The sequence below is a fragment of the Chitinophaga oryziterrae genome (assembly GCF_009758125.1).
In the GTDB taxonomy this organism is placed as follows: Bacteria; Bacteroidota; Bacteroidia; order Chitinophagales; family Chitinophagaceae; genus Chitinophaga; species Chitinophaga oryziterrae.
The window spans coordinates 325,755-348,247 of record NZ_WRXO01000008.1 but is presented as its reverse complement, the minus strand read 5'-3'; the positions used below and the strand labels follow the sequence as shown (position 1 = coordinate 348,247).

Here is a 22,493-nt window from a genome sequence, read left to right as displayed (position 1 = left end):
ATGGCTATTAATCTTCAGAAAGGACAACGTATATCGCTTGAAAAAAGCAACGGCGCAAAATTACAAAGTGTTTGTGTCGGTATTAACTGGGGCGCTATAGAAAAGAAAGCCCTGTTCGGTTTATCCAAAACAAAGGAAGCCGTAGATCTGGATGCCAGTTGTGCATTATACAATGAACAAAAACAGGTACTGGAAGTTATTTACTTCGGTAACCTGCATTCAAAAAATTACGCGGTAAAACACAGTGGTGATGACCGTACCGGTGATGTTGGCGGAGATGATGGCCTGGATAATGAAGTGATTACAATTGATTTCTCTGGTCTGGACGCTAATGTATCTTATGTAGCTTTTGTGCTCAACAGCTTCAAAGGACAGGATTTCGGCACAATCCCATTTGCATCTATCCGTATTTATGAAGGTACTCCTTCCAGGGTAACAGAAGTATTTGCTAAATATGATATTGCGCATGAATCCGCGTTCTCCGGTCACGTATCTATGGTAATGGGTGTGTTTTATAAGAAAAACGGAGAGTGGAAATTCAATGCAATAGGAGAGCCTACTAAAGATAAAAAGTTACAGGAAACTGTGAACACCGTTACACAGAACTATTTATAACCTTGTTTTAAAAAATGCCTTATGGAAGATAATTTAAACAGCACAGAACTCGGCGTTTCCCATCCAAGGGTAGACAAAGAGGGAAATGTTGATCTGACGGTAGTAACTCCGGAAGATGCCAAAAAATATGGAGAACTCAGTAAGAATCTTGTACCCGGTGATGTAAACTCCATCCTGAACTATGGTACGGATGTGCAGAACTCTATGGAGAAGTACAGTAATGAATTTCTTACCTCTGTACGTACTTTCAATTCGGGAGAAGTTGGTAACCTGATCAATGACCTGTTAGGGGAACTGAACTATATTGATGTTGATGAACTGAATCAGGGTGGCTTCAAATCCATGTTATCAAAAATACCTTTCCTGAAAAAGATAGTATTTGATGCACAGAAGCTGTTTCAGAAATATGATACTGTTATCAATAACATCGATAAGATTACCAATAAGATCAAAGCAGGCAGGATCAATTCTATAAAGGACAACAGCTCCCTCCAGACAATGTTCGACAGCAATGTCAATCACATTAAACAAATGGAAGAGCTGATCATCTCCGGTACGATCAAATTCAAAGAACTGAGTGAGAAACTGGCTGAGATGGAAGCAAATTCTGCGAACTACAACGATTACGAAATTGCCGATTTAAGGGATTTCGTTCAGAGGTTAGACAAGCGTCTTGCTGATATGAAGATCGTACGGTTTATCATGATGCAGTCTCTGGCACAGATAAGAGTAGTCCAGAACAACAATACGTCTATTGCTGAAAAGGCACAGTCGATTGTATCTACTACTATTCCTGTGTGGAAAAACCAACTCACCATTGCCGTAGCGCTGCAAAGGCAGAAGGCCAATGTGGAGATGCAGAAAAAGATCTCTGATACCACCAATACTATCTTACAGAAGAATGCAGAAATGCTGAAACAGAATAGTATTGATGTAGCGAAAGAAAATGAGAAGACGGTTGTTTCTATAGAAACATTGAAAATGACCACGAAATCATTAATCGATACACTGACTGAAGTGAAGAAGATTCACGAACAGGGTACAGAAAGCAGAAGACAACTGGACACAGAATTACAGAGCCTTGAAACTGAATTGAGAAAAGGTGTAACTAATGTTTAAGTAGGGGGAAGAAGATGGATGACAATGTGGCTATATTATTACGTGATTCAAATAGAATGGTCAGCAAACTACAATTGCTGTCTGTTTTTTTTGAAGAGGAAGTGATTTATAAAATCTATCTCCGTACCCAGGTAATTCATAAATTATTTGAGAGCAATCCGGAACTGGATATAAATAAACTGGAGTTATTCCATCTTCAATATACGACCACAGTAGTTGATCTGTTAAAGAAAATAAAGGCTGCCAACGAAAGGAATGTGAATGTGCTCTTCGATGAAATCCATTTGAATAAAGAGATGATGGACAACATTGAGAATTCCGTATTCACAGAAAAGAACTTTAATCTTGATAAACAGCGGCAGGCGCTAAAGGTCAATTTATCATTAAGGAAATTGTTCCAGTTTTTATCCGAGAACAGGGATGAAGATCCGTTTTCCAAAAATATAAATGCATTCAGCGCCCGCTTTTCTGCTGACTTCTACTACGACATCCCATGGTCGTTGTTTGAAGAGCTTACTACATTTAATCCAGCAGAAGTATACAGGAATACATACGCTATCATTCAACGGAAACTGATGGGTATCCTGAATAAAACAGATTTTAAAAGTGAATTCTTCTGCGGACTTACATCCGGTCATTTAGTGCTGGAAATATATAAGATAGCAGGAGATGAGCGCCATTTCCTGTTTCTGCCTTCCAGGAACTTATTCCTGTTTTGTGATATTAGTAAGATCTCCGGGATCGATTGGTCAAACACTTTGTCCAAAAAAACAAAACTCCGGCAGGAACTGATGGATAGAAATGATCAGTTGCAAAGTGCGGCAAACATTACTAAAAGCACGATCCCCGATGAAATTAAAACCTTGCTGAAAGAATACTACGACAAGATTGACGATGTGAATTTTTTACAGAATATTACCAACTTTGATGTGCAGGCCAATATTCTTAAATCCATGCTGAATACAAACAGTCTCTAAGAGAATGGAATTAAACGATGCGATACAACTGATTCAGAATGATCAGCTTTCTTCCTCACAGATCACGCAATGGGCAGACCTGGGTTGCGGCTCCGGCTTATTTACCGCTGCTTTGTCACATTTTTTGCTGCCAGGAAGTACTATTCACGCAATAGATTACAGACCTCCAGCCTCCATTAAATCCGTAAAAGCAGGCGTAAATGTCAAAATAGAGGAAGCCGATTTTGTGAATGATCCGTTCTTTTTCAATGACTTAGATGGTTTTGTAATGGCGAATGCATTGCATTATGTAAAGGACAGGCCAAACTTCATGCGTAAAATAAACTTCGCACTGAAACCAGGCGGTAGTTTACTGATAGTAGAGTATGATACGGACCAGCCAGTCCCTACCTGGGTGCCTTATCCTTTAAGTTATAAATCCCTTCAGCAATTCTTTGAGAGCCAGGGATATACCCGCATAACTAAATTACAGACCCACCCCTCTCTTTACGGACGTGCTAACATATATGCGGCACTTATCCACAGGTAGGCCCAATTCTCCGGTTTTTTCTCCAAATTACAGCCTGTATGAATAAAAAGGACCTTCATGGGTTAATATCCACATCTCCGGCCATACAGATGTTGCGCCTGAGAAATGCGAACTGGATATTGCCATTTCTATATAACATTTTCAAGGAGGAGAACATGTTTTCCATTCCGGAAACCAGGCTGATAATACTATTAGCGGAAGAGCTGGGTTCTCATGAGGATGTGGAGGAAGATCTGGAAGAGGCAAAGATCAATTTTGGGGAGGATGAAGAGACCCGTAGCCGTAAATATATCCTCAGTTGGGTACAGAAAAGAATCTTGCAAGATTTGCCGGATGCAGAAGGGAACACCCAATACCAGTTAAGCGCGCATACAGAGAAAGTCTTCCAGTGGATGCAAAACCTCCAACTACGCCAGCACGTTGGTACGGAAAGCCGCTTTAAATTATTGTTCAACTCATTAAGGGATATCGTTGAGAATACAGAAGATGACAGGACGAAGCGACTGGAAATATTAAAGAATAAAAAATCGGAAATAGAGAAAGAGATCAAGGCGATTGAAATGGGACGTGGACCTGAACGCTACAGCAATGCGCAGGTGCAGGAACGACTGGAACTCTTTACAAGATTATGTTATGAACTGATCAGTGATTTCCGCGAGGTAGAGGACAACTTCAAAAATATCCACCGTTCCATCGTAGAGCAGCATACCAAAGCAGAACAAAACAAAGGCGCTATCCTGGGGTTCGCATTTGATGCATATGATACATTACGTAACAGTAATCAGGGTAAGAGTTTCTATGCTTTCTGGGACTTTCTTATGTCTCGTGAAGGAAATGAAGACTGGCGGGAATTAACTGTTCAATTAGCACAGTTACTGGAAGACAGGAAAATAGAGAACGACGAATATTTCCTGCAGAATATCAAGTCGCTGTTACTGGAACAAGGGAAAACAGTGTATAGTGCCAATGATAAAATGGCAGAAAAACTGAGCCGTATTATCTCCGAAAAAGAAATAGCACGGCACAGACGTTTACGCAAACAGATCAATGGTATTAAAGAATTGGTATTTGGCCTGATAGATAATGGGGATGTAAGTGCCGGTATTACATTGGAAGACAGTGCAGAGATAAAGATGGTGATGGAGAGAAAGGTAGCACTGGAACAGAAGAAAGGTGTTGCGGAAGTTGTACAGCCTGTCGCTACTACTGAGAAAATAGAGGATATGGTAAGGTTCGGCCGCTTGCTGAATATGAGTTATGTCAATAAAAAGCAGTTATGGGCAAAAGTGGAAGAGGCTTTAAAAGGGAAAGATACTGCTACACTGAAAGAAGTATTGGATCATTCACCGCTGGAACATGGATTGGCAGAGGTGATAGGATATTATGATTTTCTCCGTGAAAAATCTAAACAGGCACTGACGGTGCAGAATACCTACGAACTGATCCCTCTCAATGCGGAACAGACTAAGTTCGTGGAAGTACCCTATTTATTGTTTACTAAACTACAATGAGATGAGCGCTCCTGATAAAATATTGCCTTATGCGGTAGTGGTAGTTAAACTGCTGAAGGGACCTGTGGAATACGTAGATAGAAATATCTGGGAAAAACTGATACAGTATAAAGTAGAGCTGACTGGATTCCTGATGCAGTTAGGTCTTATGCTGGTACTGGACGAACAGGATGGATTTGCATTTGTAAAACATTCCCTTTCGGAAGATGATGATGCCTATGTGAGCTGGGTGCAGAGAAGATCATATACTTATGAAGAAAGTATTATGCTGGTATTACTCCGGGAGATGATGGCAGAATTTGAGATAGGTGAAGCCACCACGCGCGAGCTGATAAAGAAACGACGTGAAATAAAAGAATATGCAGAACTGCATTTTAAAGAAGGTGCAAGTCGTATAAAATTTTTAAAAGAAATAGACAGACTGATTGATAAAATGGAAGAGAATGGTTTTCTGCAAAAAACAGAAAACCATGAGGTAGCTGATGAACAGAAGTTCAGGATCAGGAAAATAATAAAAGCTAAGGTTGATAGCGAAGTATTGGAGAACTTTCATCAGCAATTAACAGCACATTCAAATCCGTAGCCTACAGATGCAATTAGACGTTTTTAATACAGATAGTCATAAGAGTGGTTTCCGTTTACAATATTTAGAAATATTTAACTGGGGAACATTTGATAAACATATACACAGCATCAAGCCATGTGGGGAAACCAGTTTGCTTACCGGCGCTAATGGTAGTGGTAAAACAACCTTCATCGATGCACTGCTGACATTGATAGTGCCAGAGAAGAAATACCGTTTTTATAATCAGAGTAGTGGCAGTGAAAAGAAAGGAGACCGTACAGAAGACTCCTATGTAATGGGTGGTTATGGTATGATCAACAGTGAGGTAAGTGGCGCCACCAAAACTTTATACCTCAGAGAGAATAAGGAAGAAGCCTATAGTATCCTGCTGGCCAATTTTGAAAATGAAGCAGACCAGGCAGTAACACTGTTCCAGGTAAGATATTTCTCTAACGGGGACATGAAGAAGGTGTTTGGTATTGCGCATAAGTCCCTGCACATTGAAGATGACTTTAAACCATTCGATCTCGGCGGAAACTGGAAACGTCGTTTAGACCAGAGCTACAATAAGGGTAACCGTAAAATGGTAGAATGGTTCGACTCTGCCAGTAAATACGCCCTGCGTATGGTAGATGCATTGGGGATGCAAAGTATTCAGGCATTGCAGTTGTTTAACCAGACGGTAGGTATTAAAGTATTAGGCAACCTGGATGATTTTATCCGGATGCATATGCTGGAACCCCGCAATATGGAAGAGCAGTTTCAGGAGTTAAAGAAGCATTTAACAACCTTACTGGATGCACAGCGGAACATAGAAAAAGCAGAACAGCAGATATTGTTGCTCGAACCTTTAGCTGAACATTACAAGAATTTCTCCAAACTGAAAATAGAGAAAAAGCAACTGCAACAGGAGTTGGACATTTCCGCTATATGGAACAAATTCACCAAACACCAATTGCTTTCCCAGACTTTAGAGGAGCGTCGTCAACAGGTCAGTTTACTATTAAAGAAAATAGAGGAAGCAAAATTATTGCAAAGTGAGTTACAGGAAAAGGAAAGGGTTACAAGAAATTTATTAGATCAGAATAAAGCGGGACAACGTTTACAGCAACTGGAAAATGAGATACAGGAGTTAAGGAAGAAAAAGCTGCAGGCAGATGAGAACCTCAGGCAATTGCTGGAATGGTGTAATGATCTGAATCTGAAAGAAGAAGACATCCCGGATGAAGCTACCTACCAGCGCATACTAAAAGAAGTAGGCAGGTCTGTATTAAAACTCGAGAACGAACATCGTTTAAATGAGGAAGATGAGTACAGTGCTAAAAGAGAAAAAGATGATGCAGAGAAAGAGAAGTCTGGATTAGAAAAGGAAATCGAATTACTGCATCAGTCTAAAAACAATATTCCTTCTCATCTTATACAGGTGCGTAAGGAAATGTGTAACGATCTTAAGATAGATCCAAACGACATACCTTTTGCAGGTGAACTGGCACAGGTAAGAATGAGCGAGACCGACTGGCAGCCTGCAATTGAAAAATTGCTGCATTCATTTTCTCTTAGATTACTGATTCCGGATAAACATTATAAAAAGGTAACTGCATACGTAAATAATAACAATATGCGCTCACGCCTGGTGTATCATCATATTAAAGATGCGGCACTGGATTTATATCCTGATGATGATACCGTTTATCATAAACTGGAATTTCATCCGGAACATAAATTGAGCAAATGGGTACAACAGCAAATCATTCAACGATATAATTATATCTGTGTAAAAGATGAGAAATCTTTACAACGGTATGATATGGCTATTACCATGGAAGGGTTGATCAAGAGCCGGGAAAGACATGAAAAAGATGACCGCCCCGGTAAAGGTGGTGCTTCCGGTTATGTGATGGGTTGGAATAACGAAAAGAAAAAAGAAGCACTGATCACAAGGAGGAATAAACTGAACGATATCATCTCTTCTTCTAATGAGGTTTTGCAGACCTGTAAGAACAGATCTAATCGTTTACAAAAGCAGTTTAGTGCTGCCAGCAGAATAAAGGAACATAAAGGATACGATGAGATCAATCTTGTTAAGATCAATAAAAGTGTTCGCAAAACAGAGGAGCAGATCGCATCCCTGCGTGAAGAGAACAAAGAACTGGATGCGCTGAAGGTTGAGTTACTGGATATAGAAAGACAGAAACTGGATAACCAGCATTACCAGGATGGATTAATCCGGAAAGAGGCGCTGGATCAGCACGAGATCTCCCTGATGGAGAGTGAGATAAAACAATTGCTGCCTATACTGCAACATATCACTGAAGAAGATAAGGATGAACTGTTACAGTTCCAGCAACAACATAGTAATATCCTGAGTGAAGTAACGCTGGAGAATATTACTACCGTTTACAACTCATTACGGGAAACCAAAGAAGCCAATTTCAAAAAGGCTGATGATGCCAGTCACAGAGAAGAAGTTCAATTGGGCAGGAGTATCAACCGCGTAAAAAATCCATCTGCTGAATTATTACAGAAATTCCCCGACTGGATTTCAGACGTAAAAGGATTCTCTGATGATGCTGCATTCGCTGAAGAGTATATTGAATGGATGGGTAAATTGACAGAAGATAATCTGCCTAAATTTAAAAAGGACTTTGAAAGCTTTATCAATGTTACCATCACTTATAAGATAGGTGGATTGAATGAAGAGATGGAAAAGTGGGAGAGAGATATCAGTAATACGATCCGGAAACTGAATGAATCTTTAATAGGAATTAATTTTAACAGGCTTCCTGATACTTATATACAATTGGGCAGAAGGCCTGTATCCACTGGTACTGAAATAAAAGAATTCCGCGGACGTTTGCTGGAAGCTTTACCACAGGCCGCGAACTGGCAACAAAGCAGCTTTGAAGAAAAAGCATCGCATTTCAGGGAGAAAGTGCAACCACTGATCAGTGCATTAGATGAAAGTGAAGCTTATCGTAATCGTGTGATGGATGCAAGGAACTGGTCGGAATTCTGGGCAGATGAGTGCTTCAGGCAGACAAACGAGATTAAAAAGACTTACCGTCAGATGGGGCAGCTTTCCGGAGGGGAAAAGGCTCAGTTAACATATACCATATTGTGTAGCGCTATTGCCTACCAGTTCGGAATAACAAGAGAAGGGAAGAACAGTAAAAGCCTTCGCTTTATTGCCGTAGATGAAAGCTTCAGTAATCAGGATGAAGAAAAAGCAACTTATCTGATGGAGCTTTGTAAACAGTTGCATTTACAGTTACTGGTGGTTACTCCCAGTGATAAGATTGCTATTGTGCAGAATTTTATAGCACATGTACATCTTGTTCAGCGTGTTCAGAATCGCCACAGCGTATTGTACAATATGACCGTAAAAGAATTACAGGCGAAGATAAAGGGGAATGAAGTAGAAGTGTAGGAAACCTCTTTTCAGGGACCGTATCAATGATATAGAAAAAGGATTTACAGTCAGGGACAGGAATTATTTATCAGCCCGATGGCCCGGAGATGCTTACCGCTTCTCACCCGAACTCTTAAAAATGCGCTGAAACCGTTAAAAATATTATCTTAGGGCGTGGAAAAAATATATACAATATCTGTTGCATTATGTACGTACAACGGTGAGAAATACCTGCACGAACAACTGGATAGTATCTTTAATCAGACTGTCCCTGTAAATGAAATAGTTGTTGTAGATGATGTTTCTACAGACAATACCATTGCCCTTCTCAGCGCCTACGCTGCAAAATATCCCGGCATATTCAATATCGTCAGAAACGAAAAGAACATAGGAGCCAGAAAGAACTTTGAAAAGGCATTATACCTGTGCAAAGGAGATATCATTTTCGTCAGTGATCAGGATGATAGCTGGTATCCTCAGAAAGTAGAAAAAGTAATCGCGCATTTTAATCATCATGAGGAAGATAAAGTAGTCTTTACGAATGCGAGTTTCATAGATGATAATGACCTGCCTTTATCCTCTTCATTATGGGATGTGAATGTTTTTACAAAGGAGATCGTACAGTACGCCGCAGATAAAGATAATCTATTACGTTACCTGCTTAAATACGGTAAGATAGTTACAGGGGCTACTGTTGCCATAAAAAAAGACTTCCTGGATAAAATACTTCCTTTCCGTTTAATGCATAAGCTATGGCATGACGGCTGGATTGCTGTTGTTGCAGCACATTATCATGCATTAGGATTTATAGATGAACCGTTAATTAAATACCGTCTGCATCAGGGGCAGCAGGTAGGATTTGAATACATTCAGAAGATCAACAGGATAATGGAGGGGATTGATCCCGTTTCTGATATGTTGCGTAAAGAGATGAACGGATTGATTGAAGAAAACGAATTGCACCTGCTGGTACATGCCAGAAGAAAACGGGTACGTTTTATCAGGCGTATCGGCCGTTTTATAAAACTGGATAAACATATTACAGACGAGATAAGGGAAGAATGCAGGTTAGCGGAAAAGGCTTTCACCCGTGCCAAACCTTTCCATGTAAGAATAGCAGAAACCTTTAGAAAAATGTTTAAATAGATTATGATCAGGGCGTATAAATTATTTACAGGAGAAGATGGTCATTCGCATGTAATAGAAGGGACCGTTGCCAACAAGGAGTTGAGAGAGACGGAGTCAGTGATGTTTAATGAAACGGCACCACATTCGTCGTACGACTGGCATCCGGCGCCTGCTACCCAATATGTCATTACCCTATCCGGGACCTTGTTGTTCGAAACCTTCCTGGGGGAGACATTTACTTTAAGACCGGGAGACATACTGATAGCGTTGGATACTACAGGAACAGGGCATAAGTGGAAACTGATAGATGATCAGCCCTGGAACAGGGTGTATGTAGCTTTCAAAGACGAAGCTTCGATTAACTTCATTGCAAAATAAAAGAACAGGCTCCATTGTGGAGCCTGTTGTATGATTATCGCGGTTTACTGTGTTACGTAGTGTAAGAATCTTTTTACGGTGTAGGTGGACAGTTGGCCGCCGGGCCCATTCAGGTTATAATCAAAACCATGCGTAGCCCAGGGTAGTGAAAGGAAGAAATGCTTGATACCATTAGCGGTGAGTTTTTTAGTTAGCCGCGTACTATGTTCATGTGCTACCAGTACATCACGTTCTCCATGTATAATAAGTGTAGGAACTGTGTTTTTGTTGACGAATTCAATCGGAGAACTGGCCTCGTAATTTTTAGGGACGGCCGTATAAGAGCCGCCCAGGTAATTCTCCAGCACCTTACGTGAATCCATTACCCAGGGATTGGCAGGAAGGGAATATCCCCATATCATATCCGCAGGGCCATAAAAATCTATCACGCCTTTTAATCCCGGAACAGGTTGCCGGTAAGCAGCCAGTAAAGCTATCTGTGCACCTGCAGAACGTCCCAGTAATACAAAGTTGGCAGGATCTATCTTTAATTCGGTAGCATGTACTTTGAGGTACTCCATGGCAGCATAGACATCTTCTACAGGAAGCGGGGACTGGAATGCAGGCGCCAGCCTGTAATTAATGGCCGCTACGTGATAACCTGTGTTGGCCAGGCAGGTATTCAGCTCAGGTAATTGTTTGCTGTCGCCGCTGCTCCATGAACCGCCATGAATCACTATTATACAAGGACGTAATCCTTCGGATCGTGAAGGGTAATAATCCAGGTGTAATGAAGAATGGTAGTTAAATGTTTTACAGGGCACTTCTTTCAGACGATTACCTGTAATCATGGTCATCAGGCTAAAAGGCGCTAAGGGTTTAGGGGATGGATCATTCCCGAATGTATCATCAACAGCAGCAGCCAGTTGCCGGCCTTCTGACCATGCCCGTAAGATAGGGGTCAGGAAAATGATCAGTGCAATAATACCTAAGATAGTACCTGCCAGTTGATACTTTCCACCAAAGAAACCACTCAGTAATAATACCAGTGTAACGGCTGTAAATATCCAGGCAAATTCAGCAACCCCAATAGCCAGCAACCAGAGGTGATAGGTAGGCGCTTTGAATATCGCCAGCAGGGAAATTGATAAGAGAATGATAATTAATACTAAACGGATCATATAAGCAGGCATATTCCTTATGCATAAAGATATGAATGAACCGTGTATCATCCGGCTTTAAAAATGAAGCTGCTTTTTGGAGGTCTGTCCATCCATCAATTACTGTTGGTTATTTTAGACAATAGCCTTACCTTTTCAATAGCTGGCCTTATAGAAAACCCATAATTTCGTAAACTATTTGAACAAGGAAGATTATGCCGGAAAGAAAGACGAACTCGTCAAATTATCAGAATCAATCATTTTTAGAGAATAAATGCCCTTTGAACGAACTCTTATTCTCTATGAGTCGCCGTTGGACGACAGACGTTTTATTTTGCATTGAAGAGGGTAAGAATAGATTCTCTGCTATCAGGGAAGAGCTTACCTACATAACGGACCATATCCTGTCAGATCGCCTTAAAACGCTGGAAAAGAATGGTCTTATCAGCAGGCATCAATACCAGGGAATGCCACCTAAGGTAACATATGCGTTAACGGAACATGGAGTAGAGTTATGCAAATTGCTGGAGCAGTTGTGTGAGTTTTCAAGTCTGATATACGAGGACAAGGCTGTTGCGGTATAAGCTATCTGAAATAACGACTCCGTCGCTGGTTGCCCGGCGACGGAGTCTGCTTTTAAAGCTATCACTACTTTGAAGCTTTTATCTTCAGTTGTATGTTCACCTGGGAGTTGATCAGCTTATCCTGCATGGACTTATCTGCCCGGTAGGTCATTCCCCAGAGGGTGCGGTCTATATTAAAGACGGCATCCGCAGTTAATATCCCATCGCGTATCTTGATACAGGCCGGAAAAGAGATGTTCTTGGTAATGTTCTTGATGGTCAGATTACCCTGAATCATATAGTTTGCATCTTTCATCATTACATCATTCCCTACAGACGGGCGAAAATCACGGGCGCCGGTAATCTCGAACCGGGCAATAGGATATTTTTCGACGTCAAAGAACAGAGGGCCTTTCAGTTCTGTTTCCAGCTTACGTTGCAGGGAAGTGTCAGTGTAAGACAGATCCATATCTTTCAGTGAACCCATATTGATCTCTATACTACCACCTGTAATGGCTGTATCTTTTACGTAGAGCTTTCCCTTGTGTATCAGGAAACGGCCGGTGTGTTTGCCGGTAGGTTTGGTCCCTATCCATTGCAATTCACTGATGGTCGTGTCCAGACGATACGCACTGCCTTCTCCTTCCTTTACGGACTGAGCCTCGGTTGTTGTCGCCTTATCTGCTTTCGGCGCCTGCTCGCAGGCCGTCAGTAAAGCAAGAAAAATAAGAGGTAGTATATATTTCATAAACATATTATTCTATCAGCTGCCGGTCACTTCCCGGTTGCCAACCCATACAAACCTCCTCAGGATAAATTCAGGATTGGTGAAACTTGCATTCCCCGCAGGATTGCCTCCCGTCACATGAAAATCTGAAAAAGCAGCGTGTTGGTTTACCCAAATGAACCCGGTAAAGTTAAAAGATACAGGTGTAAAAACGCTATTCATCGCCTCAGTGATCTTTTCTTTCACTTCAGGGTTGGTAGCATATGCTGCACAGGTGATGGCCCCGTGTTGCTGTGCCATCTGCCTGGCCAGTTGAATGGATTCATTTGTATCCCTGGTTTTGATCAATAACAAAACCGGGCCAAATAATTCCTGTTCAAAGATCTTCTTATCGCTGCTGTTTACTTCCAGCAGGGTAGGTGTATAACCTCTCAGATGTGTAAATTCTTCGCTGGCTATTGGTTGTCCTTCCAGTATCACTTTGGCGCCCAGCTTGTTAGCATTATGCGCGCGTTGTAAGGTAGTATCATTCTGTAGGGCTCCCAGTGTACCGGCTCCCATTTTGGGATTATTCACCAGCGACAGTATCGCATCTTTAAATTTCTGTACCACTTCATCAAAGCTCAGATGGCCACTGGTAGTGGTTACACCGGTTTGTGGAATGAAGAAATTCTGTGGCGCGGTACACATTTGTCCGGAGTAAAGAGACACTGAGAATGCCAGATTCTGTAGCACAGCATCTATATCAGTGACACTATCAATTATTACAGAATTAACACCAGCCTTTTCAGTAAAGACAGTTTTTCCTGTCAGTGACTCTACATAGTTGCCAAATTGGCTGCCACCTGTATAGTCGATCAGCTGAACGCCCGGATGTTCGCACAGCGTTTTTGAAATAGGCGCTGCGGAAGTATCGGCAGCCAGCTGGCAGAGGTTAGGACTGAATCCTTTTTCCTGTAATACCTGCTGGATAGCACTTACAGCAATCGCAATTGGTAATATCGCTTTTGGATGAGGTTTTACGATAACAGGATTACCGGTAACCAGGTCTGCAAAGATGCCGGGTAATGAGTTCCATACCGGAAAAGTAGAACAGCCTATTACAATGCCGGTCCCTTTAGGGATAGCCCGGAATTCCTTTTTCAGCACCAGGGACGTTTTGCCCATTGGCTTTTCCCACAGGAGGGTAGCCGGGTAACGGGTTCCCTCATGATATCCCATGGCAATGGCTTCCAGTGCCCTGTCATTGGCATGCGGGCCAGATGCCTGGAAACTCATCATGAAACTCTGACCGGTGGTATGCATGGTAGCGTAAGCAATCTCAAAGAAGCGGTCTTTAATAGCTTCAAGGGTTTCTACCAAAATATCCGCACGTACGGATACGATCGTATTGCGCCATTGCGGAGCTGCGGCTGCCGCTTTTTCTACCAGGGTATTTGCATCAAAAATAGGGTAGGTAACGCCGAGGGGTTCCATGGAATAAGGAGATAATTCTTCTCCGGCCCATGAAATTTCATTCGTTTGCAACAGTTGTTTGTAAGGCTTGTTTAACAACTGCTGGTACTTTTCCGCGCCCTGTTCCATCGCATTTTCGCCATAGGCTTTAGGATGTTCAGGGTACTGAGAATAAAATGCGCGTTCATGATTAGCCTTCACGGCATTATCAATCGTGTTTTGGTGTTTGATCGTGAGCATATGTGGAATTTGTAAATTGATCAATCCTTATCTTGGCAGCGAGAACTCATTATCGTTATAATATTCATCCGGCCTCATCTTCAGTGGGTGATTTCGCTGGAATTGCAGAAAGCTGTCGTAATCGGTTTTATGAAGGGTAGTCCATGTCTTGAAGGCTGCCTGGTTGGCTACTGGTCCGAATACCCATTGGTTATAGGCTTCGAACATTCCTTCTTTCAGCATCGTACGTTGAAAATCGAATAGTGCATATGGGTATTTAACCCCGGAAAATGTATACCAGTCGAGCAGGAAGCGGGTACGCACCATGATCAGTGTTTCAGGATCTATCCCTGTCATTACCACGCCAACCTGTTTGCCCATAGCGGCCAGGTAATCCCTTTGGAATTCTGCGGCAGAGGGGCGTTTACTTTTTTTATCCACCTGTTGCTGGGCCTCAACGGCTTTGCTCAGGATAGAAGGATCGTTATATAATTTTTTATAGGCATCTATCAGCAGGTTCCTGATTTCAGCCGTACGGTCCGTATAGCTTTCCAGGTTTACAAAGATTTCTCCGTAGATGATGATCCATAATACATTCTTTGTATAAGAGTAGGCGCGGGCGGCATTGTAATAGTTACCCGGGAAATTGGGATCTTTCTCAATTCCTTTCAGCCAGCTTCCCATCCCGCCTTCGTATACTTTCAGGAACATGAGTAGTTGTCCGTTGTCATTATACAATTCACCGCTTTCAGGGAATTTTTTCAGTCCTTTTTCGTATAATTTCTGGGCCGTTTTAAATTCCTGGCGTGCCTGGTAGATATTTCCGGCAATCTGGTATAGCTGCGCATCTGCCTCTTTTTTATTCAAAAGGGGTTCTATGATGCTTTTTGCTTTGTTCATATCGCCTTGCAGGAAATAAGAAAATCCCAGTTGCTTGCGGAATTCTACGTTATCAGGTTCCATTTGCAATGCCTGATTCAATACCAGTATGGCATTGGCGTAATCTCCCCCACGAATGAAGCCGGTTGCTGTATTGTATAATTCTTTTGAATCCTGCCCTGATGCTATTACTGACGAGAACAATAGCGCTGCAAATAACACTGATTTCAACATATTCATGCCTGTCTGAACGTTTGTTGTAAAAATAAAGAAAAAAATGTGCCATCCATTGTTAACCCCAATTAAAAAGCCCGGACCAACAGGAAGTACAGGTTGGTCCGGGCCGGATATATCAGTTAATTTTATGATCAGATCAGGTGACTGATCAGGCCATCTCTCAGTTTAGGTTCAAACCAGGTACTCTTCGGTGGCATCACATTACCACTGTCTGCAATATCAAATAACTGCTGAATAGTTACAGGATAAAGGGCAAAGGCTACTTTCATTTCGCCGCTGTCCACTCTTTTTACCAGTTCATTCAGTCCGCGGATACCGCCAACAAAGTCGATGCGCTTATCTGTACGCTGGTCTTTAATGCCCAGGATTTTATCCAGGATATTATTGGAAAGGATGGTGACATCGAGGATACCGATAGGATCGGTGGTGTAGGTACCTTCTTCAGCCAGCAGGCGATACCAGGTACCATCCAGGTACATACTGAATTCGTGCAGCATAGTTGGTGCCTGGGGCATATGGCCGATAGGCACTACACTGAAATCGTACTCCAGCTGGGACAGGAGGGCCTCTTTGGAAAGGCCGTTGAGGTCTTTCACCACACGGTTATAATCCAGGATCACCAGTTGGCTGGCGGGGAAAATGGTGGTGAGGAAGAAATTCGCCGGATCATCAGCGGAGATCAGCTGTTTTTCTTCGAACTCTTTCTGTACCAGGGATGCAGAAGCTGCACGGTGATGGCCATCTGCGATATATGTGAAGGGTACTTTTTTCTCGAAGAGGGTAGTGATATTCTGTACGGCGGCAGGTTCATCTACCACCCAAACGCTGTGTTGAATACCATCTGCTGCGGTAAAGTCGTAAGCAGGGGCGTGGTCGGTCATCCAGTGTTCTATCAGGAAGTTTACTTCCGGTACATCATTATATGCGAGGAACACGTTGCCTGTCTGCGCGCGGGTGGTTTTGATATTGTTGATACGGTCCTTTTCTTTATCAGGACGCGTAAATTCATGTTTCTTGATGATGCCGCTGTTATAGTCTGATACGGAAGAAGCGCAAACCAATCCTGTTTGTGTACGGCCGTTCATGACCAGCTTGTATATGTAATAGCAGGGGGTGTTATCCTGGAAGAGCGTTCCGTCCTGTATAAAGCGTTGCAGATTTTCTGCGGCTTTGTCATATACGGCCTGACTATACACATCTGTGCCTTCGGGCAGGTCTATTTCCGATTTGGAAACATGGTAAAAAGCATACGGATTACCGGTTGCTTCCACCTTTGCTTCTGCTGCGCTCAACACATCGTAAGGGCGTGCCGCTACTTTTTCAGCCAGTTCGGGAGTAGGTCTTAAACCTTTGAAGGGTCTGATGATTGCCATGATTTATAGTTGTTAAGCCGCAAAAGTAATTAATTAATGCACTAATACATAACACAAAGGGCTCCATATGGAGCCCTTTGTGTTATGGCGCAAAGAAAATCGTTTATGCTTTTTTCAGGCTGAAATATTTCATTGCTTCTACAAGCACTTCTACACTGTCGTATGGAAGGGCGTTGTAAAGGGAAGCGCGGAAACCGCCTACACTACGATGACCTTTGATACCGATAATATCTTCTTTCTTACAGAATTTCAGGAATTCTTCTTCCAGTTCAGGTTTATCCATGATATAACACACGTTCATGCGACTGCGGTCTTCTTTGGCAACAGTACCACGGAACAGGGGGTTATGATCGATCTCATTATATAAGAGAGCCGCTTTCTTCTCATTAATCTTCTCTATACCGGCTGCACCGCCCTGGTCCTTTAACCAGCGGAGTGTAAGCATGGATATATAGATAGCAAATACGGGAGGGGTATTTAACATGGAACCGTTTTCTATATGATTGCGGTAATCCAGGATGGTCGGTATTTTGCGGGTCACTTTACCGAGTGCGCTCTTACGCACAGCTACCATGGTGGTACCTGCTGCTCCCATGTTCTTCTGTACGCCTGCGTATATAAGCGTAAACTTGTTAAAGTCAAGCTGACGGCTTAATATATCACTACTCATGTCTGCTACCAGGGGAACATCCGTTTCCGGGATCTTCTGCCACTGCGTACCATAGATGGTATTATTGGTGGTAATATGAAGGTAGGTGGACTTTGGCTGAATGGTAAACTGTTTGGGAATATGATTGTAGTTGCTTTCTTTAGAGCTGGCAGCTACATCTACAAATCCAAATTGTTTTGCCTCTTTAATAGCCTTATTGCTCCATACACCTGTATCGATGTAAGAAGCCGTTCCATCATTTTCAAGCAAATTCATAGGTACCTGAAGAAATTGGGTGGTAGCTCCTCCATGTAAGTAGAGAATCTCAAAATCATCATCCAATTGCATCAACTCCCTTAAGAGATTGCGTGCCTCATCCAAAACCGCCTGAAACAGCGGGGTCCTGTGTCCTATTTCCAGAATAGACATCCCTGAACCCTCAAAGTCAATCAAAGCTTTGCTGGCCTTATATAGCACCTCATTTGGCAATACAGAAGGCCCTGCGTTAAAATTGTGCACCTTCATAGGTCGATCTAAGTTAAATACATTGTTAGCTTGTTCCACGTTGCTTGGTTTGTTCAGAGGAATGGATTAAAAAATGTATGGCATTTCAAAATGGTGCTGTATAGCGTGTAGGATAAGGCTAAAAAAAAGATAGTAAGAACAAAGATAAATTATTATTTTTTAAAATCGAAATTAATTGAAAAAAGCCCTTTATTCTTCTTGTCTGCCTATCATCCTGCCTTTCACAGGGAGTACCCTTTCCTTCAAGAAAATTCTCGCTTCTTCCTTGCCTAAAGGGGGCATACCGGCATTTACCCAGGCGGTGTACCAATAACTTGCTACCATATGCACTGCGCCGGTCATCCGGCGCTCTACCATGTTCCCAAGGGCTGCCTGATAAGCCCTGGTATAGGCGGTTGAATAGGTCCTTACCAGTTTGCCTTTCCTGTTTTCCCAGGCGTAACGCTGGTCTGGCGGCACTTGTAAAGTCCTTTCCTTTCTTAGTACGGTATCTGCTGCCAATCCGCTTTCTGTCACTATCTGCCAGGTGGTAGCAGAGATGTCTGTTATATATACGGGTTTTCCTGCAAAATAGTTGAAGGTCTGGTCGGCCAGTAATTCAGGGATCCTCGATTCCCATAGTCCGTGAATACCCTGTTGCCCGGTAAATTGTCCGTTATGGTTAGAACAGGCATGCAGGGGAACGTGGGCATCTGCAATATAATGCCCCAGGTCTGCGCTTAGTTTTATGATCTGTTTACTGTCTCTTTCCATGAACGCTTTGGTGAGGCGTTCCATCATTACAGATATGTGCCAGGGGAGAATACCGTAGGCGTTCAGGGAATCCTCACCAAACTTTGTAACGGCGTAGATCCATTTCCTGGGAAGGTCATTGGGTTTGTAATGATCAAGATCTATATAATGTCTGGGCCCTTCAGCGGGCACTATGTAGCGGCGCTTATCGGCATCTGTGGCGTGGGTAGTGAGGTATTCCAGCTGGGATTTATATAATACCATCATCTCCGGAGGTAATAGGAATACTGCCAGACGATTAATACGCTGATGGGCAAAAAAGCCCCATCCTTTGGTAGAAAGAGGAATGAATACGATCAGAACGATCGCTAAGAATCTGTAATGCATTGGGTGAAATTGTTAACAAACGTGTGCTGAATATTATAGTAGAGATATGGTAATCTTATCCCTGGTATATTTCTGTTATAGTTTAGAACAGGTTCAAAACAGCTTCTGAACAGGATTATCCTCCGTTTATCCTCCGTCTTTTAACGGAGGATAAACGGAGGATGATCCTGTTCAGAAGCTTATCAGAAGCTTATCAGAACTATTTCCAAGTTAAGATTTTTATTTATGATGGCCATCAAGACTGGTCACCCCGCCACTCACGGCAAACTTCATCGCTTCTCCTGCAGAAATGTTTGTAAGAGGTTTTACCCGTTCATTGGGTACGATAAAAACCTTCCCGGTAATAGCATATGCATGAGGAACATATACCGCCATATGGTCTTCCAGGCCAAGGCTGTCTACATTGGGCTGGGTAATGAATCCCATTTCCCATACATCGACCCCGTAAATCTGTACCAGTACAGGATGATCGAATTTCTTCTTTTCTCCTACAAAGGCATCAAATACATCTTTTACCGAAGTATAGATATATTTAATAAAAGGGGTCCTTTCCAGTAAATGATCAAATAAGGAAAATAACCTGCTTAGTATAAAGGAAGAACTCAGGTATCCCACTACCACTACCAGTACAATTACCAGTACAAAGCCTACCCCCTTATAACGGAGATATTTCAGCGGGGTGTCAATAGGGATCAGTTCTTTTGGAATGATATTATCAATTGTCATGAATGCCCAGTAAAGGGTCAATGCTGTTATCCCAACAGGAGCAAGAATGATGAGTCCCTGGAAGAAATACTGCAAGATGCGGGCTGCCAGGCGCTTCAATCTGATTTTTGGAGACATATAGTTTTTATGTGTAAGTGTGTCCCGGACCAGTGCCCGGTAATGACAGCATAAAGTTACACCCTTTATTTTATCTGCCCTGTTTGACCCTATTTGAAATAATATACCGTGATATAATGGCTTCCCTCTCCGTACTATTCAGGACTTATACAAATTAACAGTGAGTTCGGGGAGTCTCTATGTCTTGAACATAGGTTGAACAGACCTGGGAGATACTCTCGACTCATCCACGTGCCGTAAGGGTGTTCAACAGGTGACCAAGGGGTGTTCAACGTATGTTCAAGACATAGAGACTCCCCGAACGCTCTCCGAAGACACTGGTTTGTATGGCGGGTGGGGTTAATAAATCAAACTGATCCACTACCGCTATCTTGATAAGCACATTAAAGAAAAATGTATTGGAAACTTTTGTAGTTTAAAAAGTTTCCATAGTTTTGCCCCGAGCATAGCAAATTTGGAAAACCGCCAAACTGGAAACCTATAAAACCGTCCAATAGACTGGAAATGAGCCGGTACTGAAAAACTATCTTATACGCTAAAAATGGAAATGCAGGAACGGATTCTTGAGACCTCATTTGGCTTGTTCCGGCAATATGGAACAAGGTCCATTACCATGGATGATATCGCCCAGAAAATGGGAGCGTCTAAAAAGACGCTCTACGCCCATTTCGCTGATAAAGACGAACTGGTAGTACATGCAATAGCCCGTTATCTGAGCCAGATGGATACACAATCCAATGAAAACCAGCAGCAGGCTGGTGATGCGATTGATGAAATGTTCCGGGTAATGCAGATGCTGGACGAATGTTTCCGGTATATGAACCCTATTGTGCTGTTTGATCTGCAACGCTTTCACCCCCGTGCATTCCAGGTATTTCAGGACTATAAGAACGGCCCGCTGCAACTCACCATCAGGCAAAACCTGGAAAGGGGGATCAGCGAAGGACTATACCGTCCGGAACTGGATGTAGATGTGATGACACAATACCGGGTAGCAGCTACCATGCTCTGCTTTCAGCCAGATGCATTTCCTGCGGCAAAATATGAAATGGGTAAGGTGCAGCTCCTGTTGCTGGAACATTACCTGTATGGAATAGTCTCTGAGGAAGGATATAAACGTATCGGAGAATACAGAAAAACAACCACTGCTAATAAATGACCTTTATGCGACTAAAAATCACAGTCTTACTGTTGATGCTCAACCTACACGTGATGGCCCAGCAGCCTGTCATTCCTGCGAAGCAGGAGGTGCTGCCACTATCTGCCAAACAGGCTGTGGACTATGCACTGGCCAACCAGGCAACCGTGCGCACTGCTAAACTTGACCAACTGATCCAACTGGCTAAAAACAGGGAAGTAAGCGGCCTCGCCCTGCCCAGTGTAACGGGTAATGGTACCTTCCAGCACAATCCTATCGTTCAGAAACAACTGATCGACGCCTCCAACTTTTCTGATAGTGTTCCCAAAGGAACACTGGTCCCTTTTGCATTCGGACTAAAATTCAATGCAATAGGAGAAATAAAAGTAAACCAGGTATTATTCGACCCCAGCGTTCTCGTAGCGCTGCAGGCACGTAAAACCCTGGAAGACCTTTCTACCCGCACTGTTCAGAAAGCAGAGATAGATGTAAAGGTGAGCGTGTACAAATCTTACTACAATGTACTCTCTGCCCGCAAGGCATTGCAGTTCCTTACCGGGAATATTGCAACGTTGGAAAAACTGCTGAGTGATACGAAAGAAACGTATAAAAACGGACTGGTAGAAAAACTGGATGTGGACAGATTAATGGTACAATTAACCAATCTGCAGACAGAACAAACCAAACTCCGTAACCTGAACGAAGTAGGTGTTGCTGCCCTCAAATATCAGATGGGCATGTCTATGCAGCAGGAGATCGAACTCACTGATACGTTATCTACGCAAGAAATAAAATCAGCTGTAGCAGTAGAAAATTTCGACTATTCCCAGCGTATAGAATACCAGTTACTGGAAACACAGAAACGGGCATACGAATTTGATCTGAAAAGATATAAATATAATGCATATCCAACACTGTCCCTGTTTGGTACAGGTGGAATGAGCCGCGCCAGCGATGTATTTAATTACTTCAACTCTGCTACCTGGTACGGATACGTAGGTTATGGGGTAAACCTGTCATTGCCTATCTATGCAGGTTCCCAGCGCAGACGTAAAGTAGATCAGGCCTTCCTGGAAGTAAAAAAAGCAGAAGTAAAGATAGAAGATGCGAAACTGGGTATAGACCTGGAACGTTCCCAGTCTTCTTCCAATCTGCGTAATAACATCCTTACACTGGACGCACAGGAAAGTAATATGAAACTGGCGCAGGAAGTATACAACATGACGCAGATCAAATACAGAGAAGGCGTAGGTTCCAGTCTGGAAATGAGTACGGCAGAAAATGACCTGCTGACCGCTCAGAACAACTATTTCTCTGCCTTGTATAATGCTGTTGTTGCAAAAGTGGATTACCTGAAAGCAAACGGCAAACTGTAAACTAACATCGATCATCCTTA

The 22,493-nt window shown here is 42.6% G+C and carries 20 protein-coding genes; 12 read left to right on the top strand and 8 right to left on the bottom strand.

Annotated features, from left to right (window positions below; all coding sequences use genetic code 11):
* The 9 genes from GO495_RS24440 to GO495_RS24400 all read left to right on the top strand — a co-directional run bounded on the left by GO495_RS24440 (position 1) and on the right by GO495_RS24400 (position 10,231).
* On the top strand, positions 1-615 hold the full coding sequence (locus tag GO495_RS24440; RefSeq protein WP_157302570.1) for a TerD family protein: 615 nt from the start codon (positions 1-3) through the stop codon (positions 613-615).
* A gap of 21 nt (positions 616-636) precedes the next feature.
* Positions 637-1,734, top strand: coding sequence for a toxic anion resistance protein (locus GO495_RS24435; RefSeq protein ID WP_157302569.1), 1,098 nt, complete (start codon positions 637-639; stop codon positions 1,732-1,734).
* Between the two features lie 56 nt (positions 1,735-1,790).
* The gene (locus tag GO495_RS24430; RefSeq protein WP_205691320.1) at positions 1,791-2,711 is read left to right on the top strand and encodes a hypothetical protein; all 921 of its coding nucleotides are present in this window, start codon (positions 1,791-1,793) and stop codon (positions 2,709-2,711) included.
* A 4-nt stretch (positions 2,712-2,715) separates the two neighbouring features.
* Entirely contained in the window at positions 2,716-3,240 is a 525-nt protein-coding gene (locus tag GO495_RS24425) for a class I SAM-dependent methyltransferase (protein ID WP_157302567.1), read from the top strand.
* Positions 3,241-3,278: 38 nt separating this feature from the next.
* On the top strand, positions 3,279-4,751 hold the full coding sequence (locus GO495_RS24420) for a DUF3375 domain-containing protein (RefSeq protein WP_157302566.1): 1,473 nt from the start codon (positions 3,279-3,281) through the stop codon (positions 4,749-4,751).
* 1 nt (position 4,752) lies between these two features.
* Positions 4,753-5,334, top strand: a complete 582-nt coding sequence (locus GO495_RS24415) for a DUF4194 domain-containing protein (protein WP_089782063.1) — start codon at positions 4,753-4,755, stop codon at positions 5,332-5,334.
* Positions 5,335-5,341: 7 nt separating this feature from the next.
* Positions 5,342-8,743 (top strand): ATP-binding protein, encoded by a 3,402-nt coding sequence (locus GO495_RS24410; RefSeq protein WP_157302565.1) that lies wholly within the window; start codon positions 5,342-5,344, stop codon positions 8,741-8,743.
* Between the two features lie 156 nt (positions 8,744-8,899).
* Positions 8,900-9,871, top strand: a complete 972-nt coding sequence (locus GO495_RS24405; RefSeq protein WP_157302564.1) for a glycosyltransferase — start codon at positions 8,900-8,902, stop codon at positions 9,869-9,871.
* Positions 9,872-9,874: 3 nt separating this feature from the next.
* The gene (locus GO495_RS24400; protein ID WP_157302563.1) at positions 9,875-10,231 is read left to right on the top strand and encodes a cupin domain-containing protein; all 357 of its coding nucleotides are present in this window, start codon (positions 9,875-9,877) and stop codon (positions 10,229-10,231) included.
* A gap of 44 nt (positions 10,232-10,275) precedes the next feature.
* On the opposite strand, the gene GO495_RS24395 is transcribed toward GO495_RS24400, so the two are convergent.
* Positions 10,276-11,391 (bottom strand): alpha/beta hydrolase, encoded by a 1,116-nt coding sequence (locus tag GO495_RS24395; protein WP_157302562.1) that lies wholly within the window; start codon positions 11,389-11,391, stop codon positions 10,276-10,278.
* 281 nt (positions 11,392-11,672) lie between these two features.
* On the opposite strand from GO495_RS24395, the gene GO495_RS24390 reads away from it, so the two are divergent.
* Positions 11,673-11,954 (top strand): winged helix-turn-helix transcriptional regulator, encoded by a 282-nt coding sequence (locus GO495_RS24390; RefSeq protein WP_240915315.1) that lies wholly within the window; start codon positions 11,673-11,675, stop codon positions 11,952-11,954.
* 64 nt (positions 11,955-12,018) lie between these two features.
* On the opposite strand, the gene GO495_RS24385 is transcribed toward GO495_RS24390, so the two are convergent.
* The 7 genes from GO495_RS24385 to GO495_RS24355 all read right to left on the bottom strand — a co-directional run bounded on the left by GO495_RS24385 (position 12,019) and on the right by GO495_RS24355 (position 19,959).
* A complete protein-coding gene (locus GO495_RS24385) occupies positions 12,019-12,681 on the bottom strand; it encodes a YceI family protein (protein ID WP_157302560.1) in 663 nt (220 codons plus the stop codon).
* A gap of 15 nt (positions 12,682-12,696) precedes the next feature.
* Positions 12,697-14,355, bottom strand: coding sequence for a phenylacetic acid degradation protein PaaN (gene paaN, locus GO495_RS24380; protein ID WP_157302559.1), 1,659 nt, complete (start codon positions 14,353-14,355; stop codon positions 12,697-12,699).
* A gap of 27 nt (positions 14,356-14,382) precedes the next feature.
* On the bottom strand, positions 14,383-15,453 hold the full coding sequence (locus tag GO495_RS24375; protein ID WP_157302558.1) for a tetratricopeptide repeat protein: 1,071 nt from the start codon (positions 15,451-15,453) through the stop codon (positions 14,383-14,385).
* Between the two features lie 128 nt (positions 15,454-15,581).
* Positions 15,582-16,823, bottom strand: coding sequence for a DUF1015 domain-containing protein (locus GO495_RS24370; RefSeq protein WP_157302557.1), 1,242 nt, complete (start codon positions 16,821-16,823; stop codon positions 15,582-15,584).
* A 103-nt stretch (positions 16,824-16,926) separates the two neighbouring features.
* The gene (gene serC, locus GO495_RS24365; RefSeq protein WP_157302556.1) at positions 16,927-17,997 is read right to left on the bottom strand and encodes a 3-phosphoserine/phosphohydroxythreonine transaminase; all 1,071 of its coding nucleotides are present in this window, start codon (positions 17,995-17,997) and stop codon (positions 16,927-16,929) included.
* 189 nt (positions 17,998-18,186) lie between these two features.
* On the bottom strand, positions 18,187-19,116 hold the full coding sequence (locus GO495_RS24360) for a zinc dependent phospholipase C family protein (RefSeq protein ID WP_157302555.1): 930 nt from the start codon (positions 19,114-19,116) through the stop codon (positions 18,187-18,189).
* Between the two features lie 219 nt (positions 19,117-19,335).
* Positions 19,336-19,959, bottom strand: coding sequence for a DUF502 domain-containing protein (locus GO495_RS24355; protein ID WP_157302554.1), 624 nt, complete (start codon positions 19,957-19,959; stop codon positions 19,336-19,338).
* Positions 19,960-20,500: 541 nt separating this feature from the next.
* On the opposite strand from GO495_RS24355, the gene GO495_RS24350 reads away from it, so the two are divergent.
* Both GO495_RS24350 and GO495_RS24345 read left to right on the top strand, forming a co-directional pair.
* Positions 20,501-21,118, top strand: a complete 618-nt coding sequence (locus GO495_RS24350) for a TetR/AcrR family transcriptional regulator (protein WP_170302719.1) — start codon at positions 20,501-20,503, stop codon at positions 21,116-21,118.
* A gap of 5 nt (positions 21,119-21,123) precedes the next feature.
* Complete coding sequence (locus tag GO495_RS24345) at positions 21,124-22,473, top strand: TolC family protein (RefSeq protein WP_170302718.1); 1,350 nt, start codon at positions 21,124-21,126, stop codon at positions 22,471-22,473.
* Positions 22,474-22,493: the final 20 nt, after the last annotated feature.

What these genes read in the sequence shown, in the direction of transcription:
- GO495_RS24440 (WP_157302570.1), top strand. Translation starts at nt 1, where the DNA reads ATGGCTATTAATCTTCAGAAAGGACAACGTATATCGCTTGAAAAAAGC.
- GO495_RS24435 (WP_157302569.1), top strand. Translation starts at nt 637, where the DNA reads ATGGAAGATAATTTAAACAGCACAGAACTCGGCGTTTCCCATCCAAGG.
- GO495_RS24430 (WP_205691320.1), top strand. Translation starts at nt 1,791, where the DNA reads ATGGTCAGCAAACTACAATTGCTGTCTGTTTTTTTTGAAGAGGAAGTG.
- GO495_RS24425 (WP_157302567.1), top strand. Translation starts at nt 2,716, where the DNA reads ATGGAATTAAACGATGCGATACAACTGATTCAGAATGATCAGCTTTCT.
- GO495_RS24420 (WP_157302566.1), top strand. Translation starts at nt 3,279, where the DNA reads ATGAATAAAAAGGACCTTCATGGGTTAATATCCACATCTCCGGCCATA.
- GO495_RS24415 (WP_089782063.1), top strand. Translation starts at nt 4,753, where the DNA reads ATGAGCGCTCCTGATAAAATATTGCCTTATGCGGTAGTGGTAGTTAAA.
- GO495_RS24410 (WP_157302565.1), top strand. Translation starts at nt 5,342, where the DNA reads ATGCAATTAGACGTTTTTAATACAGATAGTCATAAGAGTGGTTTCCGT.
- GO495_RS24400 (WP_157302563.1), top strand. Translation starts at nt 9,875, where the DNA reads ATGATCAGGGCGTATAAATTATTTACAGGAGAAGATGGTCATTCGCAT.
- GO495_RS24395 (WP_157302562.1), bottom strand. Translation starts at nt 11,391, where the DNA reads ATGATCCGTTTAGTATTAATTATCATTCTCTTATCAATTTCCCTGCTG.
- GO495_RS24390 (WP_240915315.1), top strand. Translation starts at nt 11,673, where the DNA reads ATGAGTCGCCGTTGGACGACAGACGTTTTATTTTGCATTGAAGAGGGT.
- GO495_RS24385 (WP_157302560.1), bottom strand. Translation starts at nt 12,681, where the DNA reads ATGAAATATATACTACCTCTTATTTTTCTTGCTTTACTGACGGCCTGC.
- paaN (WP_157302559.1), bottom strand. Translation starts at nt 14,355, where the DNA reads ATGCTCACGATCAAACACCAAAACACGATTGATAATGCCGTGAAGGCT.
- GO495_RS24375 (WP_157302558.1), bottom strand. Translation starts at nt 15,453, where the DNA reads ATGAATATGTTGAAATCAGTGTTATTTGCAGCGCTATTGTTCTCGTCA.
- GO495_RS24370 (WP_157302557.1), bottom strand. Translation starts at nt 16,823, where the DNA reads ATGGCAATCATCAGACCCTTCAAAGGTTTAAGACCTACTCCCGAACTG.
- serC (WP_157302556.1), bottom strand. Translation starts at nt 17,997, where the DNA reads ATGAAGGTGCACAATTTTAACGCAGGGCCTTCTGTATTGCCAAATGAG.
- GO495_RS24360 (WP_157302555.1), bottom strand. Translation starts at nt 19,116, where the DNA reads ATGCATTACAGATTCTTAGCGATCGTTCTGATCGTATTCATTCCTCTT.
- GO495_RS24355 (WP_157302554.1), bottom strand. Translation starts at nt 19,959, where the DNA reads ATGTCTCCAAAAATCAGATTGAAGCGCCTGGCAGCCCGCATCTTGCAG.
- GO495_RS24350 (WP_170302719.1), top strand. Translation starts at nt 20,501, where the DNA reads ATGGAAATGCAGGAACGGATTCTTGAGACCTCATTTGGCTTGTTCCGG.
- GO495_RS24345 (WP_170302718.1), top strand. Translation starts at nt 21,124, where the DNA reads ATGCGACTAAAAATCACAGTCTTACTGTTGATGCTCAACCTACACGTG.